17 protein-coding genes are annotated in these 22166 nt (G+C 26.7%); 5 read left to right on the top strand and 12 right to left on the bottom strand.

The genetic code is table 4. From position 1 onward, the window contains the following. Window position 1 precedes the first annotated feature (1 nt). From cdaM to NMG77_RS02345, 4 genes are all read left to right on the top strand, one after another. Window positions 2–637, top strand: coding sequence for a diadenylate cyclase CdaM (gene cdaM, locus NMG77_RS02360; protein ID WP_255034355.1), 636 nt, complete (start codon window positions 2–4; stop codon window positions 635–637). Between the two features lie 453 nt (window positions 638–1090). Beyond that, on the top strand, window positions 1091–1435 hold the full coding sequence (locus tag NMG77_RS02355; RefSeq protein ID WP_255045643.1) for an alcohol dehydrogenase catalytic domain-containing protein: 345 nt from the start codon (window positions 1091–1093) through the stop codon (window positions 1433–1435). A 91-nt stretch (window positions 1436–1526) separates the two neighbouring features. Further along, a complete protein-coding gene (locus tag NMG77_RS02350; protein ID WP_255045642.1) occupies window positions 1527–2186 on the top strand; it encodes a zinc-binding dehydrogenase in 660 nt (219 codons plus the stop codon). 229 nt (window positions 2187–2415) lie between these two features. Next, complete coding sequence (locus tag NMG77_RS02345) at window positions 2416–3105, top strand: hypothetical protein (protein ID WP_255045641.1); 690 nt, start codon at window positions 2416–2418, stop codon at window positions 3103–3105. Here NMG77_RS02345 and NMG77_RS02340 read toward each other — a convergent pair whose 3' ends face one another. The 4 genes from NMG77_RS02340 to NMG77_RS02325 all read right to left on the bottom strand — a co-directional run bounded on the left by NMG77_RS02340 (window position 3106) and on the right by NMG77_RS02325 (window position 11262). Further along, window positions 3106–4134 (bottom strand): Eco57I restriction-modification methylase domain-containing protein, encoded by a 1029-nt coding sequence (locus NMG77_RS02340; protein WP_255034351.1) that lies wholly within the window; start codon window positions 4132–4134, stop codon window positions 3106–3108. Between the two features lie 602 nt (window positions 4135–4736). Next, window positions 4737–5966 carry an Mbov_0401 family ICE element transposase-like protein gene (locus NMG77_RS02335; RefSeq protein WP_255045639.1) on the bottom strand — a complete coding sequence of 410 codons (1230 nt, stop codon included), beginning with the start codon at window positions 5964–5966 and terminating at the stop codon, window positions 4737–4739. A 194-nt stretch (window positions 5967–6160) separates the two neighbouring features. Further along, the gene (locus NMG77_RS02330; RefSeq protein ID WP_255045637.1) at window positions 6161–7243 is read right to left on the bottom strand and encodes a hypothetical protein; all 1083 of its coding nucleotides are present in this window, start codon (window positions 7241–7243) and stop codon (window positions 6161–6163) included. 17 nt (window positions 7244–7260) lie between these two features. Next, window positions 7261–11262 carry a hypothetical protein gene (locus NMG77_RS02325; protein WP_255045636.1) on the bottom strand — a complete coding sequence of 1334 codons (4002 nt, stop codon included), beginning with the start codon at window positions 11260–11262 and terminating at the stop codon, window positions 7261–7263. Window positions 11263–11431: 169 nt separating this feature from the next. Here NMG77_RS02325 and NMG77_RS02320 point away from each other — a divergent pair, with 169 nt between their 5' ends. Beyond that, complete coding sequence (locus NMG77_RS02320) at window positions 11432–12247, top strand: hypothetical protein (RefSeq protein WP_255045635.1); 816 nt, start codon at window positions 11432–11434, stop codon at window positions 12245–12247. Window positions 12248–12282: 35 nt separating this feature from the next. Here the strand turns inward: NMG77_RS02320 and NMG77_RS02315 are convergent, their stop codons facing one another. The 8 genes from NMG77_RS02315 to NMG77_RS02280 form a co-directional block, all read right to left on the bottom strand. Then, window positions 12283–12984, bottom strand: a complete 702-nt coding sequence (locus NMG77_RS02315) for a hypothetical protein (RefSeq protein WP_255045634.1) — start codon at window positions 12982–12984, stop codon at window positions 12283–12285. 8 nt (window positions 12985–12992) lie between these two features. Then, on the bottom strand, window positions 12993–15617 hold the full coding sequence (locus NMG77_RS02310; RefSeq protein ID WP_255045633.1) for an Mbov_0397 family ICE element conjugal transfer ATPase: 2625 nt from the start codon (window positions 15615–15617) through the stop codon (window positions 12993–12995). 1 nt (window position 15618) lies between these two features. Then, window positions 15619–16959: an Mbov_0396 family ICE element transmembrane protein gene (locus tag NMG77_RS02305; RefSeq protein ID WP_255045632.1), complete on the bottom strand. Its 1341-nt coding sequence runs from the start codon at window positions 16957–16959 to the stop codon at window positions 15619–15621. A 9-nt stretch (window positions 16960–16968) separates the two neighbouring features. Then, window positions 16969–17328 carry a pilin gene (locus tag NMG77_RS02300; RefSeq protein ID WP_255045631.1) on the bottom strand — a complete coding sequence of 120 codons (360 nt, stop codon included), beginning with the start codon at window positions 17326–17328 and terminating at the stop codon, window positions 16969–16971. Between the two features lie 37 nt (window positions 17329–17365). Further along, window positions 17366–19252 (bottom strand): type IV secretory system conjugative DNA transfer family protein, encoded by a 1887-nt coding sequence (locus tag NMG77_RS02295; RefSeq protein WP_255045630.1) that lies wholly within the window; start codon window positions 19250–19252, stop codon window positions 17366–17368. Window positions 19253–20223: 971 nt separating this feature from the next. Continuing rightward, a complete protein-coding gene (locus tag NMG77_RS02290; protein WP_255045629.1) occupies window positions 20224–20946 on the bottom strand; it encodes a hypothetical protein in 723 nt (240 codons plus the stop codon). Between the two features lie 2 nt (window positions 20947–20948). Then, window positions 20949–21476: a hypothetical protein gene (locus tag NMG77_RS02285; RefSeq protein ID WP_255045628.1), complete on the bottom strand. Its 528-nt coding sequence runs from the start codon at window positions 21474–21476 to the stop codon at window positions 20949–20951. A gap of 89 nt (window positions 21477–21565) precedes the next feature. Beyond that, complete coding sequence (locus tag NMG77_RS02280) at window positions 21566–22135, bottom strand: hypothetical protein (protein ID WP_255045627.1); 570 nt, start codon at window positions 22133–22135, stop codon at window positions 21566–21568. Window positions 22136–22166 lie beyond the last annotated feature (31 nt).

The following is a 22166-nucleotide window of genomic DNA, read 5'->3' as shown; positions in this document are numbered from 1 at the left end:
AATGAAAGACCAATCAATCCTACTGATCTTAATCTTAGTTGCTTTCTTAGTAATCATGATTGTAAGTATTATTCAATTTACAATCTTTATCTTTTCTAAGAAAGCAGAAAAAGAATCACTTTTTAATTTCTTTAAAAAGATCTTTAAGAAAAAACATGACCAAAGATCAATTAATGATTTCTATGATAATTTAAGTAGTTCCTTACTTAAATTATCAGCAGACAAGATCGGAGGAATTATCGCAATAGAACGTGAAGATAACTTAGATTATTATATTAATGTAGGTTATAAGATTGTTGGTGATTTTTCACCAGAGTTTATTATCTCAGTGTTCTATAACAAAAGCTCTCCTTTACATGATGGCGGAATTATTATCAGGGATATGAAACTAACGTCAATATCAAGTTATTTTCCAATGACCAGACAGTTATTAGATGTATCATACGGTGCTAGACACCGTGCTGGTGTAGGTTTAAGTGAAAAAACTGATGCCATCGTGTTTATTGTTAGTGAAACTAATGGTAAAATTTCGGTTGCTCAAAAAGGAAGAATTAAACGCTTATCCAACAACCCTGAACGGTTATTTGATGAAATTGTTAAATTGTTAGATGATAAAAAACAAAAAGATCAATTCTAAACGAATTGATCTTTTTTATTGTTTAAAAAGAATGAAAATCTTTTTAAGATTAATTGGTAATTATAAAGATTATCTATTTATCAAATTAATGATCTATAGTGTTTGTTTAGATACTTTAATCAATTTTTATCTGTTTAATTCTATATTGTTAGTTAATAGTTAGATAAAATATTTATTCTTTTAATCGTTATAAAACTAGTGCTTAAAATAAAAGATTATAAATAAGCTGGTTTGGTTTAACTATCTTAATAAGCCTTATTTAATAAAGGTTTAACAAACTCATAAAGAAGTTATTTATAAAATTAATAAATTAATAAATATAACAAAAGAATAAAATATGTGGTAAATAAAACATTAATTTTTAAAAAAACTTGATTTTTTATTTTCTATAGTTTTATAATTAAATCGCAAGAAGATTGCAAAATCAAATAAGAAAAATTGCTAGGAGTTGATATGAAATCAATAGATAACTTACCTAAAAAAATGAAAGCATTAGTTTTCGTTGAAAAAGGAAAAATCGAAATTGTAGAAAAAGATCTACCAAAAGTAGGACCAAACGATGCTTTAATTAAAGTAACTACAACAACTATCTGTGGTACTGACATCCACATTTGAAAAGGTGAATACCCAGTAGTTAAAGGTTTAACTCTTGGTCACGAAGCTATCGGGACATTAGCTGCTTACGGTGACGAAGTTAAAGGTTATGAACTTAACGAACGTGTTTTAGCTGGCGCAATTTACTCCAAGTGGTCACTCAGCTGCTTGTCAAGGTGGTCAATCATCTCAAGATGGTGATAGTGAAAAATACGGTTACAAACTAACTGCTGGATGAAAATTCGGTAACATAGCTGATGGTTGTCAAGCTGAATACATCTTAGTAAAAGATGCTATGTACAACCTTGCTAAAGTTCCATCTAGTTTAACTGATGAACAAGTTTTAATGTGTCCAGACATTATGTCAACTGGTTTCTCTGGTGCTGAAAATGCAAGAATTAAAATCGGTGACTTCGTTGGTGTAATTGCTCAAGGTCCAATTGGTCTGTGTGCTACAAACGGTGCTAGATTATTAGGTGCTTCAAAAATTATCGCTATCGATGGTAATGACAGCCGTCTAGAAATGGCTAAGAAAATGGGTGCCACTCACACTATTAACTTCACTAAAGAAGATGTTCTTAAACGTGTTTCTGAAATCACTGACGGTAGAATGTTAGACTCAGCTATTGAATGTTTAGGAAAACAAGCTACATTCAACCAAGCTGTTAACTTAATTAGACCAGGTGGAACAGTTTCTTCATTAGGTGTATATAGCGAAGACATTTCAATTCCTATCAAAGCAATCGGTGCTGGTTTAAACGATGGTGTTATCGCATTCTCTCTATGCCCTGGTGGTAAAGAAAGAATGAGAAGATTAATGGAAATTATTGAAACTAACCGTGTTGATTTAACTAAATTAGTTACTCACACTATGCCATTTGATAAGATCGTAGAAGCTTACGACTTATTCGCTAACCAAAGAGATGGCGTACTAAAAGTTGCTCTTAAATTTTAATAGTATTTAATATTATATAGCTTCTCTATCCTTGTTAACATTAGACAAATAAAGCATGCTTACAATAAAGCATGCTTTATTTTTTTGTTTATATATTTTTTATTGGTTATTAGAAAACAAAATATATTTTAATTGACTCATTTTTTTTAATAATAAGGGTTGATTTATTGATGATAGTTACTTAATTATTTTTAAATGAAAATATAATAAAGATAAAGAATGTTTAGGTATGAAAATTAATTTTTTGACAAAAGATTATGATCATGTAGTCAATAACTTAGTTAATAAATTAAAAGAGTGAAATTTTAATTTATCTAAAACTCAAGAAGATGGAAGAGTTAATTCTATTATTAATGAAAAAGAGATAATAGATGTTATTTTAAATCGCTATAGTGAGATTGAGATTTTTAACAAGTTAAATCTAATAATTGAAAAGCAACCTAAAGAAAGATTCTGATACGACATTCTAATTAAAAACAACGACAAATCATTTTATTGTCCTATAAACATTAAAGTAACTGATCTTAATAAAAAATCAGCGGATAACATAAGTTCAAAAGAAGGTTTATATTTTTCATTAACTGGTGAAGAATCTACAACCTTACATAATCAATATAAAAGTTTTTTCGAATCTTTAAATAAGGAAATGAAACAAACTGAATCAGATTATTTCTTTATCATTTTTAATAAAAATGATAAAGAAGATATCTTTTATAATTCATTAAGAAGATTAAATTCTTTGGTTCCAAATGGAAATAATTTACCGTTTCAATGTAAATGAATCGAAAATAAAACAATAATCAACAGATCATTTGAACAAGCTAAAAATTTCTTGTTATCAAACTTTTTTGAGAGTATAAAAAGAAGATCGCAAATTCTAAGTGAATTTGAAAGTGTTTTTGGTTCTAGTATTGAATAGTTATTTTTCAAAAATAGCTGTTAAAATACTTTGACTAAAATGAAATCTTCCATCTCTTTTAATACCCATCAATTCCCAATTCATATTATTTAATTGATTAACTATTTTTAATGTTTCATCTTTATTAACATTAACAAATAATGATAAAACAGAAGCATCATAATTAATAAATTCTGACTCTTTTTGATAATCTAAGATATAGAATGGTCTCTTATTTCTTGTTTTGCAATTAACAAAAATTTGATAAGTAAATTCTTTAGGAGGTTTAGGAACTGCTCTAATTCATTTCTTAGGTTCATATAAGATCTTCTTAAGTTCTTTTGTTCTTTCAGTTGTTGAAACTACAAAACCAAGATCACCTTCTTTTAGTTTTGAGTTAAATCCAGATGCTCCACCTACTTTAACAACGATTGATGATTTTATCTTTGGTTTCTTACCAAAGATAATTTTTCCGTTTGCTAAGAAATAATCTAATTTATCTTTGTGATCTTTGGATTTGATTATTTTAACTATAGCAGTTGGTACTGATGCATTGTCCCAAACATTCTCAGGTATCAATTCAAAGTAAGTTATTGAATAATTTTTATAAATAATCTCATTAAGTTTATTAGAACTAGAAGTAGTAAAAATTGCTGCTGGCACTATCCAGATTAATTCGCCATTTTCTTTCAAATCGCTTAATGCTTTTTCTAGAAAATAAAGATATAAATTAGGTTTATGAATTAATATAGAATTGCTCGGTTTTACCGTAATATTTTTAAAATCTACATAAGGTGGATTACCGATTATTATGTCAGGTTTATAAGTCGTTTCAAAGTATGATTTAATAACAGCATTTTTATGTGCAACACTCTTATCAATTTCAACGCCTATAACATTCTTATATTTCTTTATAAGTTCATAATAAAAATTACCAGAACCTGAACTTGGTTCTAAAACTAGTTCAGGTTCAGATATAGTTATTAAATTAATCATTTTATCAACAATTGTTTTAGGTGTAAAAACCTGACCTAGTAATTCCTTATTCATAAATATTATTAGGTAGATATTATAAAATTTTGAACAATAATTTATTCTTATTTAAAGAAATAATTAACTAATATTTTTGTGTATTAAATTAGCAATAATTGCTTTATATAATATTTATTTTTTTTAATATTTACCGTATATTTTTCATAAAAATACAATTCTTATTATTGAATTATTTGTTTATTAATTGCATTAATTGACAAGAATAATTGTTAAGTATTTAAATGATTAGTTAATAAGAAACTAATCAAAATAAAGACCGATGGAAGAAAGTTGGGGGTTTAACTTTGTTAAACTGATTTTAACATATTTAAACACCATAGGTGTTGTATATAAATTTTTCAATTTTATTGATTGATATCACCTTTTTGTGTATTTACACTCAAACCAACGCGCGTGCGTACGCGGACAGGATAAGGAGTTGATATCAATCGCCCTTTTTGTCAAAAGACAATATAAATATATTTATATTGTGTAGCGTGATAGCACGCAACGGCTCTTGTGATATCAAACTCGTGTGCTTTTTCCTCCGGAAATAAGCGCACTTTTTATCCTGTCTTTGAGTTCTTTTAAGGTTCTATCTTATTTAAAATGAATAAACATTATTTTTTATTGTTGAATTCGAATTGTTTAATTAACACTAAATTCATAAAGGTATTCAAGCTAAAAGCTTTGTTTTTATCTCCCATAATCTTTTTAATTTTATGAAATATGTATGGTTCGGTTATAGTGGCGAAATAATCTTTGGAATTTCAAAATAAAATTCCATCAAGATTGTTTTTAACGTACTTAATTAATTTAGAAAAACCTTTAGCTATTTTTGAGTTTGGATCAGTATTAAGAAGAATCTTTCTAAATTTTCTAATAGCTCATAACAATTTTCTTGGACATTCTTTGCAAACAAGTTTCAATTGTTTATAAAGTTTCATTCTAATAGTTTTAGGTATGCCATCGTATTCTTTTTTAATGGGATTAATCGTTCTAAATAGATATGAATAAAACAGATGTCATTTATCTAAACTTTGGTCTATTTTCAACTTGTTAGCTAAGAAATTAAACTCCCTATCACCATCAGAACAAAGCACTAATTTTTTAGCTTTATTCTTATAAAAGTTGCGCATTATTTTTTCGAGCTCAGAAACGTTATTTTCTGCTCTTTCATTAGTTAATAAAAATTGGGAAGTTTTAGTAGTAATAAAATATCTAACATTGATTAACTCATTATTATTATTCTTGCCTTGATGAAACAAAAATAACCGCAATCTTTTCTTTATGATTTTGTTATTAATTTTGAATCTAATAAAGGTGTCATCTACATTGATATATAAATTTTTTGTAGATATTAAATTAACCTTTTTATTTTGCTCGTTTTTAAGTTTGAAAACAATTTTATTCAATAGTTGTTTAAAATGGGTTCTACTTACCTTATGAATGAATTGTTTTCTTATTTTTTCAAGAACAAAATTATTGTTTAAAATTTCGTATTTTATAGCTTCTAGGAAAGACCTTGAATAACAACTAAATTTATCAAGTTCAATCTTTTCATCTAACAAGTAAATATATCGTTTAATCCTTTTGTTAAAGTAACGTCTTCGCTTTATTCAGACGACACCAAATTGAGTTATTATTTTTCGCTTTCTAAAATCCTTAACAACTATATGATTGTTTAAAGATTTAGATCTTAAATTATAGTATAGCTGATTATCTAAATTTTCATAATCAGTTTTCAATTTAACTACAACAAATTGAGCTATCTCTTTTTGAAAATCAATATAATTACCAACTAAATAACCTGATTCGTTTTTTAGTTCTGATTGTTTGTTATTAACCATAAAATAAAAACCAGCACAAGAACAAGTTTGCCGTTATGCTGGTTTTATTATAAGGGTTAAATCTAAAAAAATATAAGGATGTTTTATAGTTATTTTATCTATAAATATGCGTTAATAATATTTAAATTAATTTATTTATTTTTTGAAAAAAATGCGGTAAATATTGATATTTTTGTAAATTTATTTATCTTATTTTATTCTTCAAATAAATTAACATTTTTATTCTCTAAAACTACACCATTATGGATTAATGATAAATGGCTGGATTTTCAAAAAACTTGCCATTTACTTATTTCATCAATTCATCGGATTGATATAACATCATTAATTGAACTAACAATTTTTTTATATGCTTGGTCTAATTGATTAATTAAATCTAATTCTCAAATTAAATTATTTAGTTTGCTGTAACTATAATTATTGTTTTTATCTAATTTTATTCAAGAATCTTTATTGTTAATTAAATAGTTATTGCAACCCTTTATTCAATCAAGGATTATATCGTTGCTTGATGAAACTAAAGATTCATGAAAAATTATTTCATCGCTTAGAGAAGTTAAATTCGTTTTTATATCAAAATACGGTGTTTTTTTAAAAATATTTAAATAATTTAACGAGAAATTAGTTATTCATTTTGTTAGGTCATTTACCCCTATTTTCTTATTTAGATAATTCAGCTTAACATTATAATCTGAAAATCTTAATTTTCACAATCTAATGTTTGCGTAATGGTATGTAATAACGCTTAAAAATTTATTGGTTTGAACTAAATATTCTCTAACCAAATCATAATAAAAACTTATAGCTGTTTTATCTAGTTTTTTAATGTCAGACGCTTGTTTAAAATTAGCCAAAGAAATATCCTTTTTTGAATCGATTAGATTTTTAAAAATAGGTAAGTAAAAACTGGTAGATTGATATTCGATAGATAAATTATTTTTTGGATTAATAAATTTACTTTTTATAGCTACGAAATCAGTATTTATATCTAATGCATTTTTTACTTTAAAACTGTTTTTTAAATTGACTAAATATTTAGGTAAATTAGCTTCTATTTCATCAGCACTCATTTTATCGATTATTTGCTTATCCTTATAAAACAACCAATGTTGATTTTTATAACTTTCTTCATCAATTGTTTCTTCTTTTTTCTTAGATCCTAAAAACGAAGAAAAAACCGTTTTTTCTGTTTGTCTATATGAACAAGAAGATAAGAAAAAACTAAATCCCAAAAGACTTAATAAAGCCTTTAAAAAGTTCTTATTTTTTGCGTACATATTCAACTAACTAAAATCTACCCTTTTCTTCTAAGTTCATATGTATTTACCAATTCCAATATATACGACTTTAGTTTTTCTAGCATCTCTTTCTTATAAATTAATTCAACTCTTTTTTCGTTAATGATTTTATCTTCAACTAACAGATAAACTGGTGATTCATCAATGATAGTTTGAGTTTCTAATAATTTCTCTTCTATAGTTATTAGTTCTTTTTGTAAATCCTCATAACTTAATTTAGCTACTCTAGTTTTTTCTAACTCAAGACTATCATCTGATTTATCAATTACAACTTTAAGGTTGTCCTTAATGGGTAGATCCTCTTTTTTATTCTTATCTTTTAGTTTTTCATAATCTAGATTTGCTTGTGCTTCTTCTATTTGCTTGACTTGTTCATCTAATTTAGGTAAAAAATCTTCTTCATCATTTGATGCATAATCATTATTACCTTCATTTAAATGATCATTGTTAATTTTGCTGTCGTGAGAATCATCGATTTTTTCTTCTGATTTAATATCATCTTCATCTATTGAATCACCTATCTCTTCAATATCATCTTGAGAAAAATCTCTATCAGAAGATAAATCGACAATAATCTCTTTTGGATTTAATTCGCTTAATGTCTCATTGTTGTTATCTATCAATTCAGAATTTGTAGCTAAATTTAAATCAATGGTTCTAAACTGATTACTTTTCTTCTTATTAATGATAATTAAGATAAGAATAATTAAGGAAAATAAAAGAATAGTAGAACCAATAACAAGACCGGCAACACTAGCAGGGTTTTCTAAAAATTCATTTTTAGAGTTCTTATCTAGATTTGATAATTTAGTAAAATCAGAATCATCACTACTATCATTACCTGAATCGTTTTTAATGTTGTTAGTTATATTACCGTTTTCATCAACTATGATTGATTTATTTTTTAATGAGTTATTAACTACTAAAAAACCATAGCCTGATAACTTATCTGAATCTTCACTAGCATTTATCGTTAATTCAACCTTTTGAGTAGGATTAGCTTCATTAATATTAATAAGCTTAGCTATTGCTTCATCTAAATCATTAACAATATATCAATCACTAAAAGTAATTTTAAGCTTGGTAGCTTTTTTTAATCTATTATTAATGTAATTCTTAATATCTTTAGCTAATTGATCTCTATCTTGAGTGTTATGATTTAAAGTTTCTAGATTTATTTGATTTAAATCGAATATATTTTGATAACTCTTACTATTAAGAATTGTTATCTTTTTATTGCCGGTTAAATAAACATTAGGAGAAACTGCAGATAAAATAACTTCTAGCTTGTTTATTTTATTGTTATTAGAAATTAATCTTTCTCAGTCAATATCATCAAAACTAGAACCATCAACTGCGTTTATAGTGTAGTGCTCATTACGCATAAATTTAACAAGTTCGTTCTGTTTATTCGTAATATTTAATTTACCGCTTCACAAATCCATTGCTTTTTGAATTTGCTCCAAAATTTTAGTTTTCAATTTTTCGGCATCATTAAAACTAGTTTTAATGTTGCTTAACAAAAAATATCTTAAATCATATGTCTTGCTTGTTGGATTGTCTGCTTTAAGGATTGCGTTCTTAACATATATGTTCCATCAAGCTTGAACTTGTTCATATGATAAAGATCTAATTTCTTCCAAATTTAATTTAACTTCTTCTCTCAAATAACTAGCTAAATGCGAACCTTGAGTTGATTCTCAAAAAGGTATAACAATTGTCTCGTTACCATTCAATTCGTTTATGTATTGACTAAAAGTTTGTTTTTTACCTACATCATCACCTATAACAACATATGTTGAACCATAAAGTTTGCTTGAATTATCATAAGTCGTATATTTATAAATACCTTTTTTATCTAAATATTCTAACTTGTTATTGCTATTAGATAAATCTACATTGAAGTTGTCTATCGATAAATTGTTATAAGCTAAATTTCTTATTATTCTTTTTGATGAATTATCAAATTCTTGTTCTATCCCTTTAGGTGATACAATACCTTTAGCTATAAAACCATTTCCTACTTTTTCAATTATTTCATCTGAAACATTTAATTTCGATGGATCTATTAGCTGATGAGTTTTTTTATCAATGTATGGGCTCAAATCATACAATAGCTTTCCGTTTTCATCAATCGGATCTGGAAAGGTTAAATGATTATAATCATTTTGACTTATATCAAATGGCGAAACTTTTCTATTGTTTTTATTATAGACTCAAACAATCTGTTCTGCCAACCCACTTTTTTCATTAATATTAGGCATAAAGTCAGGGTTCGGACTATCATTAGAAGGTTTCGTGATTCATGATGCTTGTCATTGATCTAACGGATATTTGCTAGGATCTCAATTACGATAGATTATGTTCGTATTTGGATATAAAGCCTTAACAATAAATTTAATTTTAAATAATAAGCTATATTCAGAATTCTTATTACCATAAATTTCTATTGTGTATTCATTGCTTTCACCTTGTTGATCTTTATTTTTTGTTGCTGGATCAAACATTAAAAAAGAATACTTACCATTTAAGGAATCTAATGTTTGATTATTAACAATTACATCTTCATTTTGATTTGGTAAAGAATTGTATTCTAACTTAGTATTAGAATTAATTAATCAAGTACCAAAATCTGGAAAAGCAATCTTTTGATTAGGGTTTTGTGGATATGGCTGTTTATTTAAAGCTCTTCAAGGGTTATTATTAGATAAATCTAACTGAGGAGCTACAACAACCCCTGTTGATGGATTATAACTAATCCTGCTATTGTCTATTAATAAACGTTCTCAAACGTTTTCAGCGAATTTTCTAGTTGTATATTCAGCAGACGATACTAAATTTACCTTAACTCGTTTAACATATCTATTCCAGGAATTATTATTCGTTGAATAAAAAGGTTTATATTCAAAGTTTATATCAACCGTTTTATTGGTATCATCGTAATTCGATAAATTTCATTTGAATCAATTAGAATAATTTGATTGCAAATAATAACCTAATAAATTAGCTTTTTGATTCAATCTTTCATTAACTAAATTGTTAATTACTACTTTGTTTTTAGATAATTGAGGTTCATTATAAACCTCGCTACTAATAGGTTTAATAAACGCTTGATCGATATTGGCTTTTAATTTATCTGGTTTAATAATTGTTCAATTTATAGGTTTTATTTCAATTGAATCTAAAGATAAATTAAGGTTGTAAGAATCAAAAGCATATCTGTTTTGATTACCGTCGTTGGTTGTTGTTATTAGCGGAGAAAAAACAAACTTTAATTTATTGTTGGAAGCTAAGGTGAGGCTATAGTTAAGATTTAATGAAAATTTATCTTTCTTATCGTTTTTATATCCACTTATAGGTCTTCCGTAGAAATCGGTATTGATTTTGTTGTTTTTAGCGTAATTTGCATATATTGGAGAATATTCAGAACCGAATGATTTACCATAACTCTTACCAGCAATCAAATTATCGCCATCATAACTTTCCTTATTAAGTAAATTTATTGAATAGCTCTTTGTTTGATTGATTCTTAAATCACTAGGATTTATTTCTAATTTTTTAAAATTATCACCTTCTGTTATTCCTAAAAAATTCCTAGACTGTTTTAAGGAATAACTTAAATTGAAAACTATTTTATAGTTTTTATTAAAAGTTGATATCGGTAAATTTAAATAATCTTCATATGAAGAAATATTATAGTTTCTTATTTGACTATCAGATGCTATATATTGAGTTAATCCTGTAGTTACATTCCTTACATCTGATTCAAAAGGATTTCTTGAATTATAGAATGCGAATCCACTAAATCCATATTCTTCACGACTTCATTCACTTGGTATTACATCTGATATTTCAATTTTTTTAGCTAAAAAAGAATTATTGTTGGTGTAATAGTAATTACTATTAATTTGTCTATTAATAGAATAAGAACTATAAAAAATATAACTATTATTTACATAATTTGGGTTATTATATTCTTTTAATTCCGCAGAATTCAAAATATTATTATAATGTTTATTATTGATCTCGGGTTTATAAAAAAACAGGCTAATAGTACCTAAACAAAATATAGATACTATTAGTAATAAGAAGTAATTTAAAATATTTTTAAATTTATTCATAACCAATCCTTTTTTATTTTTAAAATAGTAATAAGTGTTATAAAATATGAGGATTTTTAGAAAATTTGGGTTTTCATTCAACCTTCTAGGTTCGTGTTTAACTCTGGTTATTCCTAGCTTATTATTAAGTAGTTGTTCTAAGCAACAAATAAATAGCCCAATTGAAGAAGTGCCAACTATTTATAAAGATTTAGTAAAAGAACCTATAAATGTTGAAATTAAAAAACAAGATTTAAAGAATACCGAATGAGAAGGCGCTGATAAAAATGATGTGTTAATCAATTTATCAGATAATAAACTTGTATTAAGAAAGAAGTTTTCTGAGAAGGACATACAAGTTCTAAGAGATTTTTTATCTTATTTTAAGGATAAAACTTCCAATGAAGAATATTTACATTCTAACGAAAGATATTTATTTTCATTTGTTTCTTCAAATAAAGATGCTTTATCAGATTGAAAAACTACAACGAATGAAAATCAGATATTTTTATCAGAAAAAATGGAAGAAGAAAAACTTATAAAAAATTTAGTTCTTATTATTAGAAGTGTTGAATATGAGAATTTAAATAATTTACTAACATTGAATAATAATAAAGCAAATTTAATTCAAGTTAATTCACCTAAAAATAAAAATATAACTTTATTTAGATCTACTCAAAACGAAAAAAGTCTATTACAGTTTTCAATAGGTTTTTCTTCCGAAAATGAAAAACTACCAATTTCAATTAACGACAATGATAGATCTATAATTTTTAACAATCTTTTTCTTGGAAAAATTCTTTTCAGAGATGAAGAAAAAATGAAATTTTCTTTTAACTGAAGCGTTAATTTAGGCAAATTTACCCTTCTAAACGCTTTTTAGATAAATTAGCTAGCTCTTAACATATTAAGCAAGAACTATTTAATGTTCTTGCTTTTGTATTTAATCTTGGTTTCTATATACTTTTTTAACCATTCGTCATTTAATTCAAGGTTGGACGGAACTAATAAGCTTCTTTGCTTTTTATCAACAATGTTGTTAATTAAATAAATAGTTAATAGCTTGGTTGCAGCCACTTCTGAATACATTATTTCAATTAACTCATTAAAGCGATCTCAATAGAATTTATTTTGTTCTAATCACATCTCCTTGAATAGTTTCATTATTCTTTCTTGATTTTCATCTAATCAAGCGTATTCAAGTTTCTTGTTTTCATTTAACAAAAAACTTCTAATACAACGATTTAATTCATCGTTAATAATAGCTTTGCTATTATTTCTTTTTAAATTCCTTTTTCAATTATCATAAGCATCATACAAGTATTGATCGCCGATCCTAATTGTTATATCAGGAGCTTTAGTTGGGTTTTTACGTTTTCTTTTTTTAGTTAGTTTTTTATTTATTTTTTCAGTTTCTGAATCTTCTATAACTTCATTCTTTTTTAACTCTTTTAGCTCCAGTTCTACTGGATCCTTTAGTTTTGTTTCAGCTTGCAGAATTACGGAATCATTTTGATTTGTTTCTTGTTTAGGTTTTGGGTTATTATGATGTTGTTTATTATATTCATTGTTATTTTTTAATAACAATTTAGCTAATTTCTTCTTCTTTCTCTTAGACATAATTAGTGTTATTTTTCATAATTCAGATTAAAAATATCTCTTTCAAAATCAAATACATCCACATTAATTATTTGCCTTTGATATGTATTTGATATCAATAATCCATAGCCACGATTAGCAGTAGCTATAAAGTTTTTTTCATTTTCGGTTAGCCCTCCTACTGATTCATATAAACGGTTAATGCTATCAACGTCTTTAGGAGATAATTTCATTATGAATGAATATTGAGCATTATTAATAATTGCTGTCGTTTTCTTAACAATTGATTCATCACCTAAAAAATCATTAGGATTTTGAGTAATTATGATGATTGAACCGTTATATTTTCTAATCTTCTTAACCATTTGAAATATAAAGTTCAAACCATTTTGGTTGTCTTTATCAATCAATAAATGAGCTTCATCAACAATGATTCTAATTTGCTTTTTATCATTTTTACTAAGTTGATTATTCTTGTTAATTGCTTGTTGTATAAAATTAAGCATTAATAACATTTGAGCTTGCTTGAAGTTGTTATTAGCTTTTTGAAATAAACTATAAAGATCAAAAACATTGATAATATCATTTATTGCTAAAGTTGAATGACCATCGAATAAGGTTCTATTCTCGAATTCATCTTTAATTAAAGTTTTAAGAACCTCAAATTGATATTCTTCAGATTCATTAACTTTATAAGTATTCATATAAATAATTAAATCGCTAAATGTTGGGTAGTCATTGTTTTTTAATTGATTAATATCGCATTTTAGAAAACCTTTAAAAACATAAAAATCTTTAAGAATTCTTTTAAACATTATTAAAGTTTTTTCATCAATAGTTTTAGAATCATATAGCGTTCTAATTCAATCGGCTACAAAATTAATGTGATCTTCAATCATTAGGCTTCTAGAAGTTATTCCTGTATCATTTCATATAATTTGTAAAGGGTTAATTCTTCCTTTTTCGCCATTACCGAAATTTACATAGAATCCATTATATTTATCTGCCAGACATTTATATTCACCTTCAGGATCGATAATAAATACATTTCTATTACTTAAAATATCGTCATTAGCTATTTTCTTTACGGTTGTCGATTTACCAGAACCACTCTGCCCCATAATAACCATATTATGATTTTGACGTGTCTGATCAATTTTATATGTATCTAAGAATACGATATTATTACTGTTATTGATTCCTAAGTACATCCCTTTTGAATCGTTTAATTTGGTACTTAAAAACATATAACCAAAACTAAAAGCGCTCATTGGCAATTGAATTTCATTCAATTTTAAGACTGTATTAGATCCTATTTGTAAATTACAAAAACTTTCAAACTGTAAAAAAGTTAAATTATTTAATTTAATTTTTTGTTCTTTAAGAGCTATTTCAAAACTTTTGATTTGTTTAGATAAATTTTTTTCGTTAGAGTCGTAATGAATAAAATAAATTTGACAAGATTTTAAACTATCTATATCAGTTGCTATATCATCTGCCAACTCATTAAGTTTTTCAATCTGATAAAGCGTGGATTTGTTTTGGATATGATTTTTTTGTTTAGAAACAATAAAATTGACCCTATTGTTAGTAATGATTTTATTAAATTCATCACGAATTTTAGATTTACTAAGATTATTTAGTTTTATGACGCAAGTAGCATCACTAGTTGATATTAGTTGATTCAACCAACAAAAGTTTGTTTCAATCGGTAATTCATTAATACAAGTAATCTTGTATTTCATCTCGTTATTAGCTAAATAGTTGTTATTAACTTTCAGATCCTTAAAGTTTAGCAACAAGCCTAAATCATCTTTGAATTTATTTATAGTTGAATCATTTAATCCAAACTCATTATTGCTAAACCAGATGTTGTTAATTACATTAACCATTTGATTAGCATCTAAAATTTTGTTTGTTAGAGGTAAGGTATTGAATGAATAACTAAGTTGTTTAATTTCATTTTCAGCTTCAACAATTGAATCAGCTTCTAGGAAAAGATAAAATCTTATTCCGGAATCTTCTTCAAAGTTTTCAGCTTGATTTTCAAACTTAAGAATAAGTTTATCTATTTCTTGTTTAATAACTTTGTTATTAGCTTTTGTTTTGTTTTGTTTGTAGTTGTTAATATGATCATCAAGATTAACCGGCAAATTGATTTTTATGATTGTTAGTTTTTTAGAACTATTAAGTAGTATATTTTTAAGTTTGGTTAAATAATTTATTTTTGTTTCACTATCAAATAAAGTTATATCTAATCCAACAATCTCAAGACCTGCTATGTATTTTGTTAGTTTCTTTTTTGAAAAAAGATCTTTAACACCAATAACATTTTTACTAACAATTTTCTTGTAAGGTAATAGTCGCTTGTTTTGATAGCGTTTTTTTATCAAAACAAATAAAAACATTCGATAAATTAGAACATAATATCTACAAGAGTTTTTATAACTTCAAATTAAGCTAGTGTTAAATAATAAAACTAGAACAACAAAAACTACTCAAACAATTGTTTTTTCAAACATATTTGAAAATAACAAAGTTATTCCCGCTGATATTAAACAGTTTAAAACAAAAACGGCAATATCAATTACATTTAAATTTCAAATGATTTTACTTCTTTGTTTTCTAAATGGTTTAGGAATTATGTTGTTCATTTTAATCTATTTTTTTCTTAATATTTTTGGTTTCAGATTTTTTTAATCATTTGTTTATTACTTCCATTCTGTTCTTGTCAGAAGAAGTGAATATATCTGGATTGTTTTTCAGCTTAGAATTGAGCAATTTCAGTTCATCTTGAGCAAAAGCAACTCTTCTTTTTGTTGAAAGATTTTTAATTTGCTTATTGAATGTATGTGTTTCAGGATTAATATTTTTCTTATCACCAATAGATTGACCAATTCTATTTAGTGATTTGTTAATTATTCCTGATTTATCATCAGCAACTTCACCTCTAGATCCGCTTAAAATTTTGCCAATAGAAGATACAGGTTTTGTTGCCGCATTTTTAGTTATTAATGAAGCTATTTTTAATCCGCCAAAGGCTAAAGCTCCAGCACCAAATAATGTAGATTTAACATTATTTGCGGTATCTTTAAGCGAACCTTGATCACCTATAAATCCACTAGCTAATTTCGATAATTCAGTCATCATAAAACATCCTCCGCAAACAACAAATAGTTGCATGATTTGTGATGCAAATCAATCTAATGATTCACTTCTAACAATTCCTAGTAATTGCGTGATAACATAAACGCCGATATAAAATCCGATTACATCAAGCATCAAAGCTAAATATTTTCCCAGAATTAAATTTTTAAGAATTACTAATCTTCCTCCATTGTCACTCATAGAGCTAAATGCAATAACTGGAGAAAAAATGAATAAGATGAATATTTCAATAGTTCTTACAACTAGTTGAATTCCTAACAATAAGAACGATATCAAAGCAAATAAAACAGCTATGATCTGGATAATAATATTTCAGTTACCAATGTTTTCTGGAGGATCAAAATTACCACTTCTAGCTTGACCTATACCGTCGGGTGAGCCGATATAATACATTAAATCTGCTAGGTTAGTTGATTCTTGTTGAAATAATCTAGGAATATAAATACCGAGAAAGTTTAAAAAAGAACCAAAAATTAAGATCATTATTGGAATTAAAAAAATTAAAGACATTCCAATAAAAGCATATTTGAAACCATTCGTTATTTTTATTTTCAAGGTTTCGTCATTACCGCGAACAACCATTGAAACTATAAGCGATGATATAAACAAAATTAAACCTACAACAACTCCAACACCTATTAAGATGTAAAAGGCGTTTGGAAACCCGTTAAAATTAAAATCTTGATCTACACCAAATATCAATCTTAGAGATAGAGAACCTCCTAAGTAGCTTACAACTGTACTGAATCCTTGAATTACTTTCAATGGTCCTCAGATTATGATTCATCAAATTATTTTTAAGAATATCTCAGAAAATCAATCTGTCATAACCTAACCTTAAGAACCTCTAGCTGCAATAATGATATCTTTTAAAGCAACTAAAATCCCGCTACTAGCAAATAAAATAACAAGACAAAGTAATTTTCAAGCTAACGAGCTTTTAAAAGCTGCTTTTTCTTCTTCTTTGCCTGAAGCCATTACTGATATCGCATCCTTAACAACTGAAAACAAGAAGACAATTCCGCCAATTGCTAACAAAAATGCTAATATTTTTGCGCCTCAATTTCAAAGTCCATCTTCGAGCTTGGAAAAATCAAAGCTATCTGGATTAGCAATTCCTGACTCGCCATCATGAAGAATCATTGTCGATGATAAAACTTGCATTATGATGTAATTCATTTTATCGATAATATTCATAATATTTTCTCCTGAATTTCTATTGTTTAATTAAAGATTAATCGTTGTTTTCTGAAAACAATTTTCCTTGTTTTTTATCAGATAAATATGTCAATTTATCATAGTTTTCACTTATTTGAATTCTAGATAAATTTAGGTCTATATTGTAGTTAATGTCTTGCTCATTATATTCTTTAAAGCCGACGCCTTCTGAAGTAGATTTAATCTTATTGATTTCCTCGAATTCAAAGGCAGCGTTATATTTGATGATTGAAGGTAAGGTTTTATTTTTCAATAAAATACCTAACGGAGATTTCATTGATAAAATTTCGTTTGCGTTAATTAAATTTAACGCTTGTAAGGACGAAGAAACTGAACCTTTATTAACTAGCCCATTTTTGCTAGATTTTTTATCTAAACTTTCACTGAATGATTTAGAAATAACAGATTTTTGACCAATTAATTCGCTTAGAGATTTAGCGTAACTTATGTCGCTGCTTGAAATACTTAAAACTACATGGCATGAACAATTTTCTCTGATTGTTTTAGCGTCATCTAAGTACATTTTGCTAATTTGAGCATCGTTTTGCGATATTAAAGCGAAAAAAATATTTCTACTTCTAGCTACTGAAATTTTTTGTTGCATATTATTCACCCTTGGTATGTTGAAGAATTCATCACCGATAAACAATAAGCTTCTTGGCAAAGTTTGCGTTTCAAAACTTCTAGATATTTTTACTGCGGTATTGTAAAACTGGTTAATGAATAAAGTTGCAAGGCTATATCTACTGGTGTCTTCGTCGGGTATGACAAAGAAAATAACTCTGGGCTTTATTTTTTGATCGTGATTATCTGCTGATAAAAAAGTTTTAAACTTAAACTCGTTATCAGATAACAAGTATTTAATTCCATCGTTTGTTAAAATACTCATTCCAGTAACAACTGAACTGATATAACCAGATCGTTGTTTATCATTCTCACATTCGATAAAATAAGCGTTCAAAAATTCAAAACATTTTGCTGTTGGGTTGATATCTTTACACTCTAACAAATCTTCAAGTAAATTTTCTTTTTGTTTAAAAATTATTCCTGCAATACTTGGAAGATTGAATTTTTCAGGTGTTATAAAATCAAAACAGAATTCTAACAAATACCAAATAACTCCTTTTACAATCGCTTCAGCTCCCATTACTCATTCAATGTTTTCGCCTTTCTTGTTAGGGTTAAAAAATGGTTCAACTATGTTGTTAATTTCTGAATCCACTTCAGTCTTAAGTTTTAAAGATTTTTCAGAATCTTTTTTGGATTTCAGATATTCTAACCACAAACTATAAGTTCTTGCTAATGGATTTCAGCGATGACTTTTGAATGGATCATACAAATTAACTTCGATAACTTCGTAATCATTATTTTTGAACTCATCTCTAAACTTAGCTAAAATTTCCCCTTTTACGTCAATTACGAATAAATTCGGCTTATTTTCGTAACTTAGCCTTAAGTTATAATTCAAAGTTGGATATACGAATCTTTGAGTTTTACCTGAACCGGTAGCACCTAAAACAAGTGTGTGAACTGTTGATTTTTTGTTATCAGCGAGAATTGTATTGTATGCTATCTTGCCTGACTTATCACGATAAGTTCTTGCCACAAAGGCGGGAATTTGTTTATCTGGGTATTCTTCATTGAATTTTTCTAAAAGTTTAGTTGGTTGTTTTCTTCTTTCGTCAATCAAAAATTTAGCATCGCCGTGAATTTGTTCATCACTAGTTTTGATGAACGTTGAAGATTTCTTGAACGTTGTAAAAGCTAAGAATATCGAAGCTACAAAACCTACACTTGAACCAAAAACTCAATTTCAGTAATTTTTAATCTGGTCTATAATTCCAGTCTTGTAGATAGTCATTTTAGCTACAGAAACAAGCAGCGAAAGCGTAACGCAAGCCATTAAGCAAAATAGCACTAAGATTAAAACAACAAGTTTAGTTTTCTTGAAATTTCTCATAAGTTATCTAGTTGAAAATTTCCTCTCTAGCCAAGTTTTTAAGTAATAGTTGTGAATTATTGTCGAATCGGAATTGTTTAAAACTTTTTGAATTTCGAAAGCAGGTTTTTAAGTAATTAGAAACCAATGGTTTAATTTCGTTTTTTAGGTTAATGAAAAAAGTTTTTGTGATTTTATGCTTTCCGGTTTTTCACATTTCAAAAAATAAATTTTGATTATCGATTATGAAGTCGAGCATTTCGTTTTTTGATAATTCGTTTGAGAAACAATTAGTCATTTCAGAGATCAGATTCATAACCAATTGTTCTGTTTTGATTTTGTTGTTGATAAGTTTTTGAGTTTTGCTTACCAATGTATCTTGAAAAAATTTTTTAAAGTTTATTTTTGGGGTTCGATTTCGGTTCATAAAACAAAGTTAAATTTGGTTTATTTTTTTGAGGTAATTTTTAGTGGTTTTTAAAAATATTTTGCTCGATTAAGAAATTTATAAGAAATTTATAAGAAATCTATAAGAAATTTATAAGAAATCTATAAGAAATTTATAAGAAATCTATAAGAAATTATTTATCCATAAAAAGCATATATGTTTAAATAACATATATGCACAAAAAAAGCAAAGTGCAAAATACGGAAAGAGTTGTGCAAAATACGGAATGACTTGTGCAAAATACGGAATGACTTGTGCAAAATACGGAATGACTTGTGCAAAATACGGAATGACTTGTGCAAAATACGGAAAGAGTTGTGCAAAATACGGAAAAAATCGTTGTTTTTTAATATCAAAATTCAGCTAAAATCAGCAGCATTTTTTAAGCTAAAAATCGGATAAAAATTGACTATTTTTTCTGATATATTTTTTCTTACTTTTTCCATTTTTATTTTGTCTCTTAGTTCGCTTTTTTGAAGCTATTTTATTAACTTAATTTATCGAATTCTACCGTGCTTAATAACTGTTTTGTATCGTTCTTAATCTCTTGAAAGAAGTACTCTTTGTTGATCTGATAACTTTCGTATTCACCTCGATATCACTTGTTGAATTCCTTGTTTAAGAACCTTCCTTCAACCTTAACTGATTTGATAAAATCAATGTTTTTAAGTTGGTCAATCGAAGCAAAAACTGATCTTTTTTTAAGCTTAGTTAGTTCAAAAATAATATCGTTGTTTATCAATCCTCTAGGCACTAATCTATGACCAAAAGAACTAAACAAATCAATAGAATATATAACAGCAAATATTTGTCTAATTGACCAAGTTTTTAACTCAGGTAATTTATTCATTCAGGGTTTTAAGAAAAAGAATTTATTGTTTTTAGAGCTTAATTTAGCTTCTAATTCATTAGATAAAAGCAATTTATATTCGGTTGTTTTATCGCTATTTTTAGTTATTTTTAATAAACCTGCTTTCGATAAGTCTTCTAATGCCTTATATACAGAACTTTTCTTTAAACCGGTTAGATATATCAAGAAGTTTATATTGCCGAAAATAATCTCCTTCTCTGATTTATGAAAGAAGAAAAGAACCGCAAATATACAAACATGCTTGAATGTCTTTAATTCAGGCATATTAATCATTTCTTGATTAATAAATATTGAAATTTTATTAAATTTTTGTTCTTCAAAATAATCTAGGAATTTCATAGTTAACTAACTTTCTTTTTGTCTTTCTGTTTCTTAATGCGGTTATGATATTTCTTAACTATTTTTTTAGCTCTTTGTTCAAGAACTTTACTTATTACTTCGTCTTGAACATATTTCATATCAATAAAATATTCATAACCACCTCTATCTGGTCTATCGAATCTTCCGAAAATTTTATTTTTAATTAAAAGATCTAAACTGTCATTCAATTCCTTCTTGCTATAGCAAAAAACCTTTCTAAAAGTATCAAATTCAGATTCATTGATTCCATAACAAAACTTTTCATTTCTAGTTGGACCAGACCTTGTAAAAACCACAGAAAATAAAACCAGAGCTTTAACGTTCTCTCTTAATAAAGGCATTCATAGCATTCATTCTTCAAACATGAAAGAAGCGCCTCAACGATTTACAAACTCAAATTCAACCATTTCTTCGTCGGTTATTGTTTCTTTTTGTTTTTGATAAATTGATAAAGCTTCTTTGTAATAATTAACAGGAACTTTTTCTTTCTTATTAACTTCTTTTTTCATAATTTGTAATTTCAGAACTATAAGAATTACACTTATATAAAACTATTACTGTTCTGATATACCTAGCAAAAGCTAGGAATAATAGTTTATTAATCATCTGTTTCAGAAACATCGTTTTCTCTAGTCTTATTAAGTGATTCTTGATTCGCGTTTTTTTTATTTTCAAACTTATTTAATAGCTTCAAAGGTTCTAAGAACACTTCAATTGATTCTTTTTTATTGCTACCTTTAACTTTAATTTGCGCATCGATACGAATGAATTCACCATTTTTTAAACCTTTCATGGCATAAAAAATTGTTTTATTTTTGGAATTAGCAAACACACAGGCATTGAATCCAAAATTAGCGGTATCTTTATCACTTTCGCGATATAATTTTTTGTTGCTAGATTCTTTAAGCTCTCCGTCCTGATTAGGTACTGAAAAATAAAAACTCACGTATTCTCTACCTTTACTTGTTGTTCCAGTTTTATGGTTGTAAACTGACCCAGATAAGGTTCCACTCCCTATTACAATAGCGTTTTTAGGTGGATTAAAAATTCTTTCAGTTTTAGAATTATTAGATTCAGAGTTTTCATACTCTTCAATTTCTCAAGTTGGATCATTGTATTGGTCTAGTTGACTGCCGTCAAACTTTCCATTATAAAAGTTTATAAACATAGTATGTAATACCTTTTTTAAAGTAGTTTAT

Origin of the sequence: Mycoplasma bradburyae, from assembly GCF_024339025.1 — a bacterium.
Lineage (GTDB): Bacteria > Bacillota_I > Bacilli_A > Mycoplasmatales > Mycoplasmoidaceae > Mycoplasmoides > Mycoplasmoides bradburyae.
The sequence above is the reverse complement of the archived record's forward strand: the minus strand, read 5'-3'. Positions and strand labels throughout refer to the sequence as shown.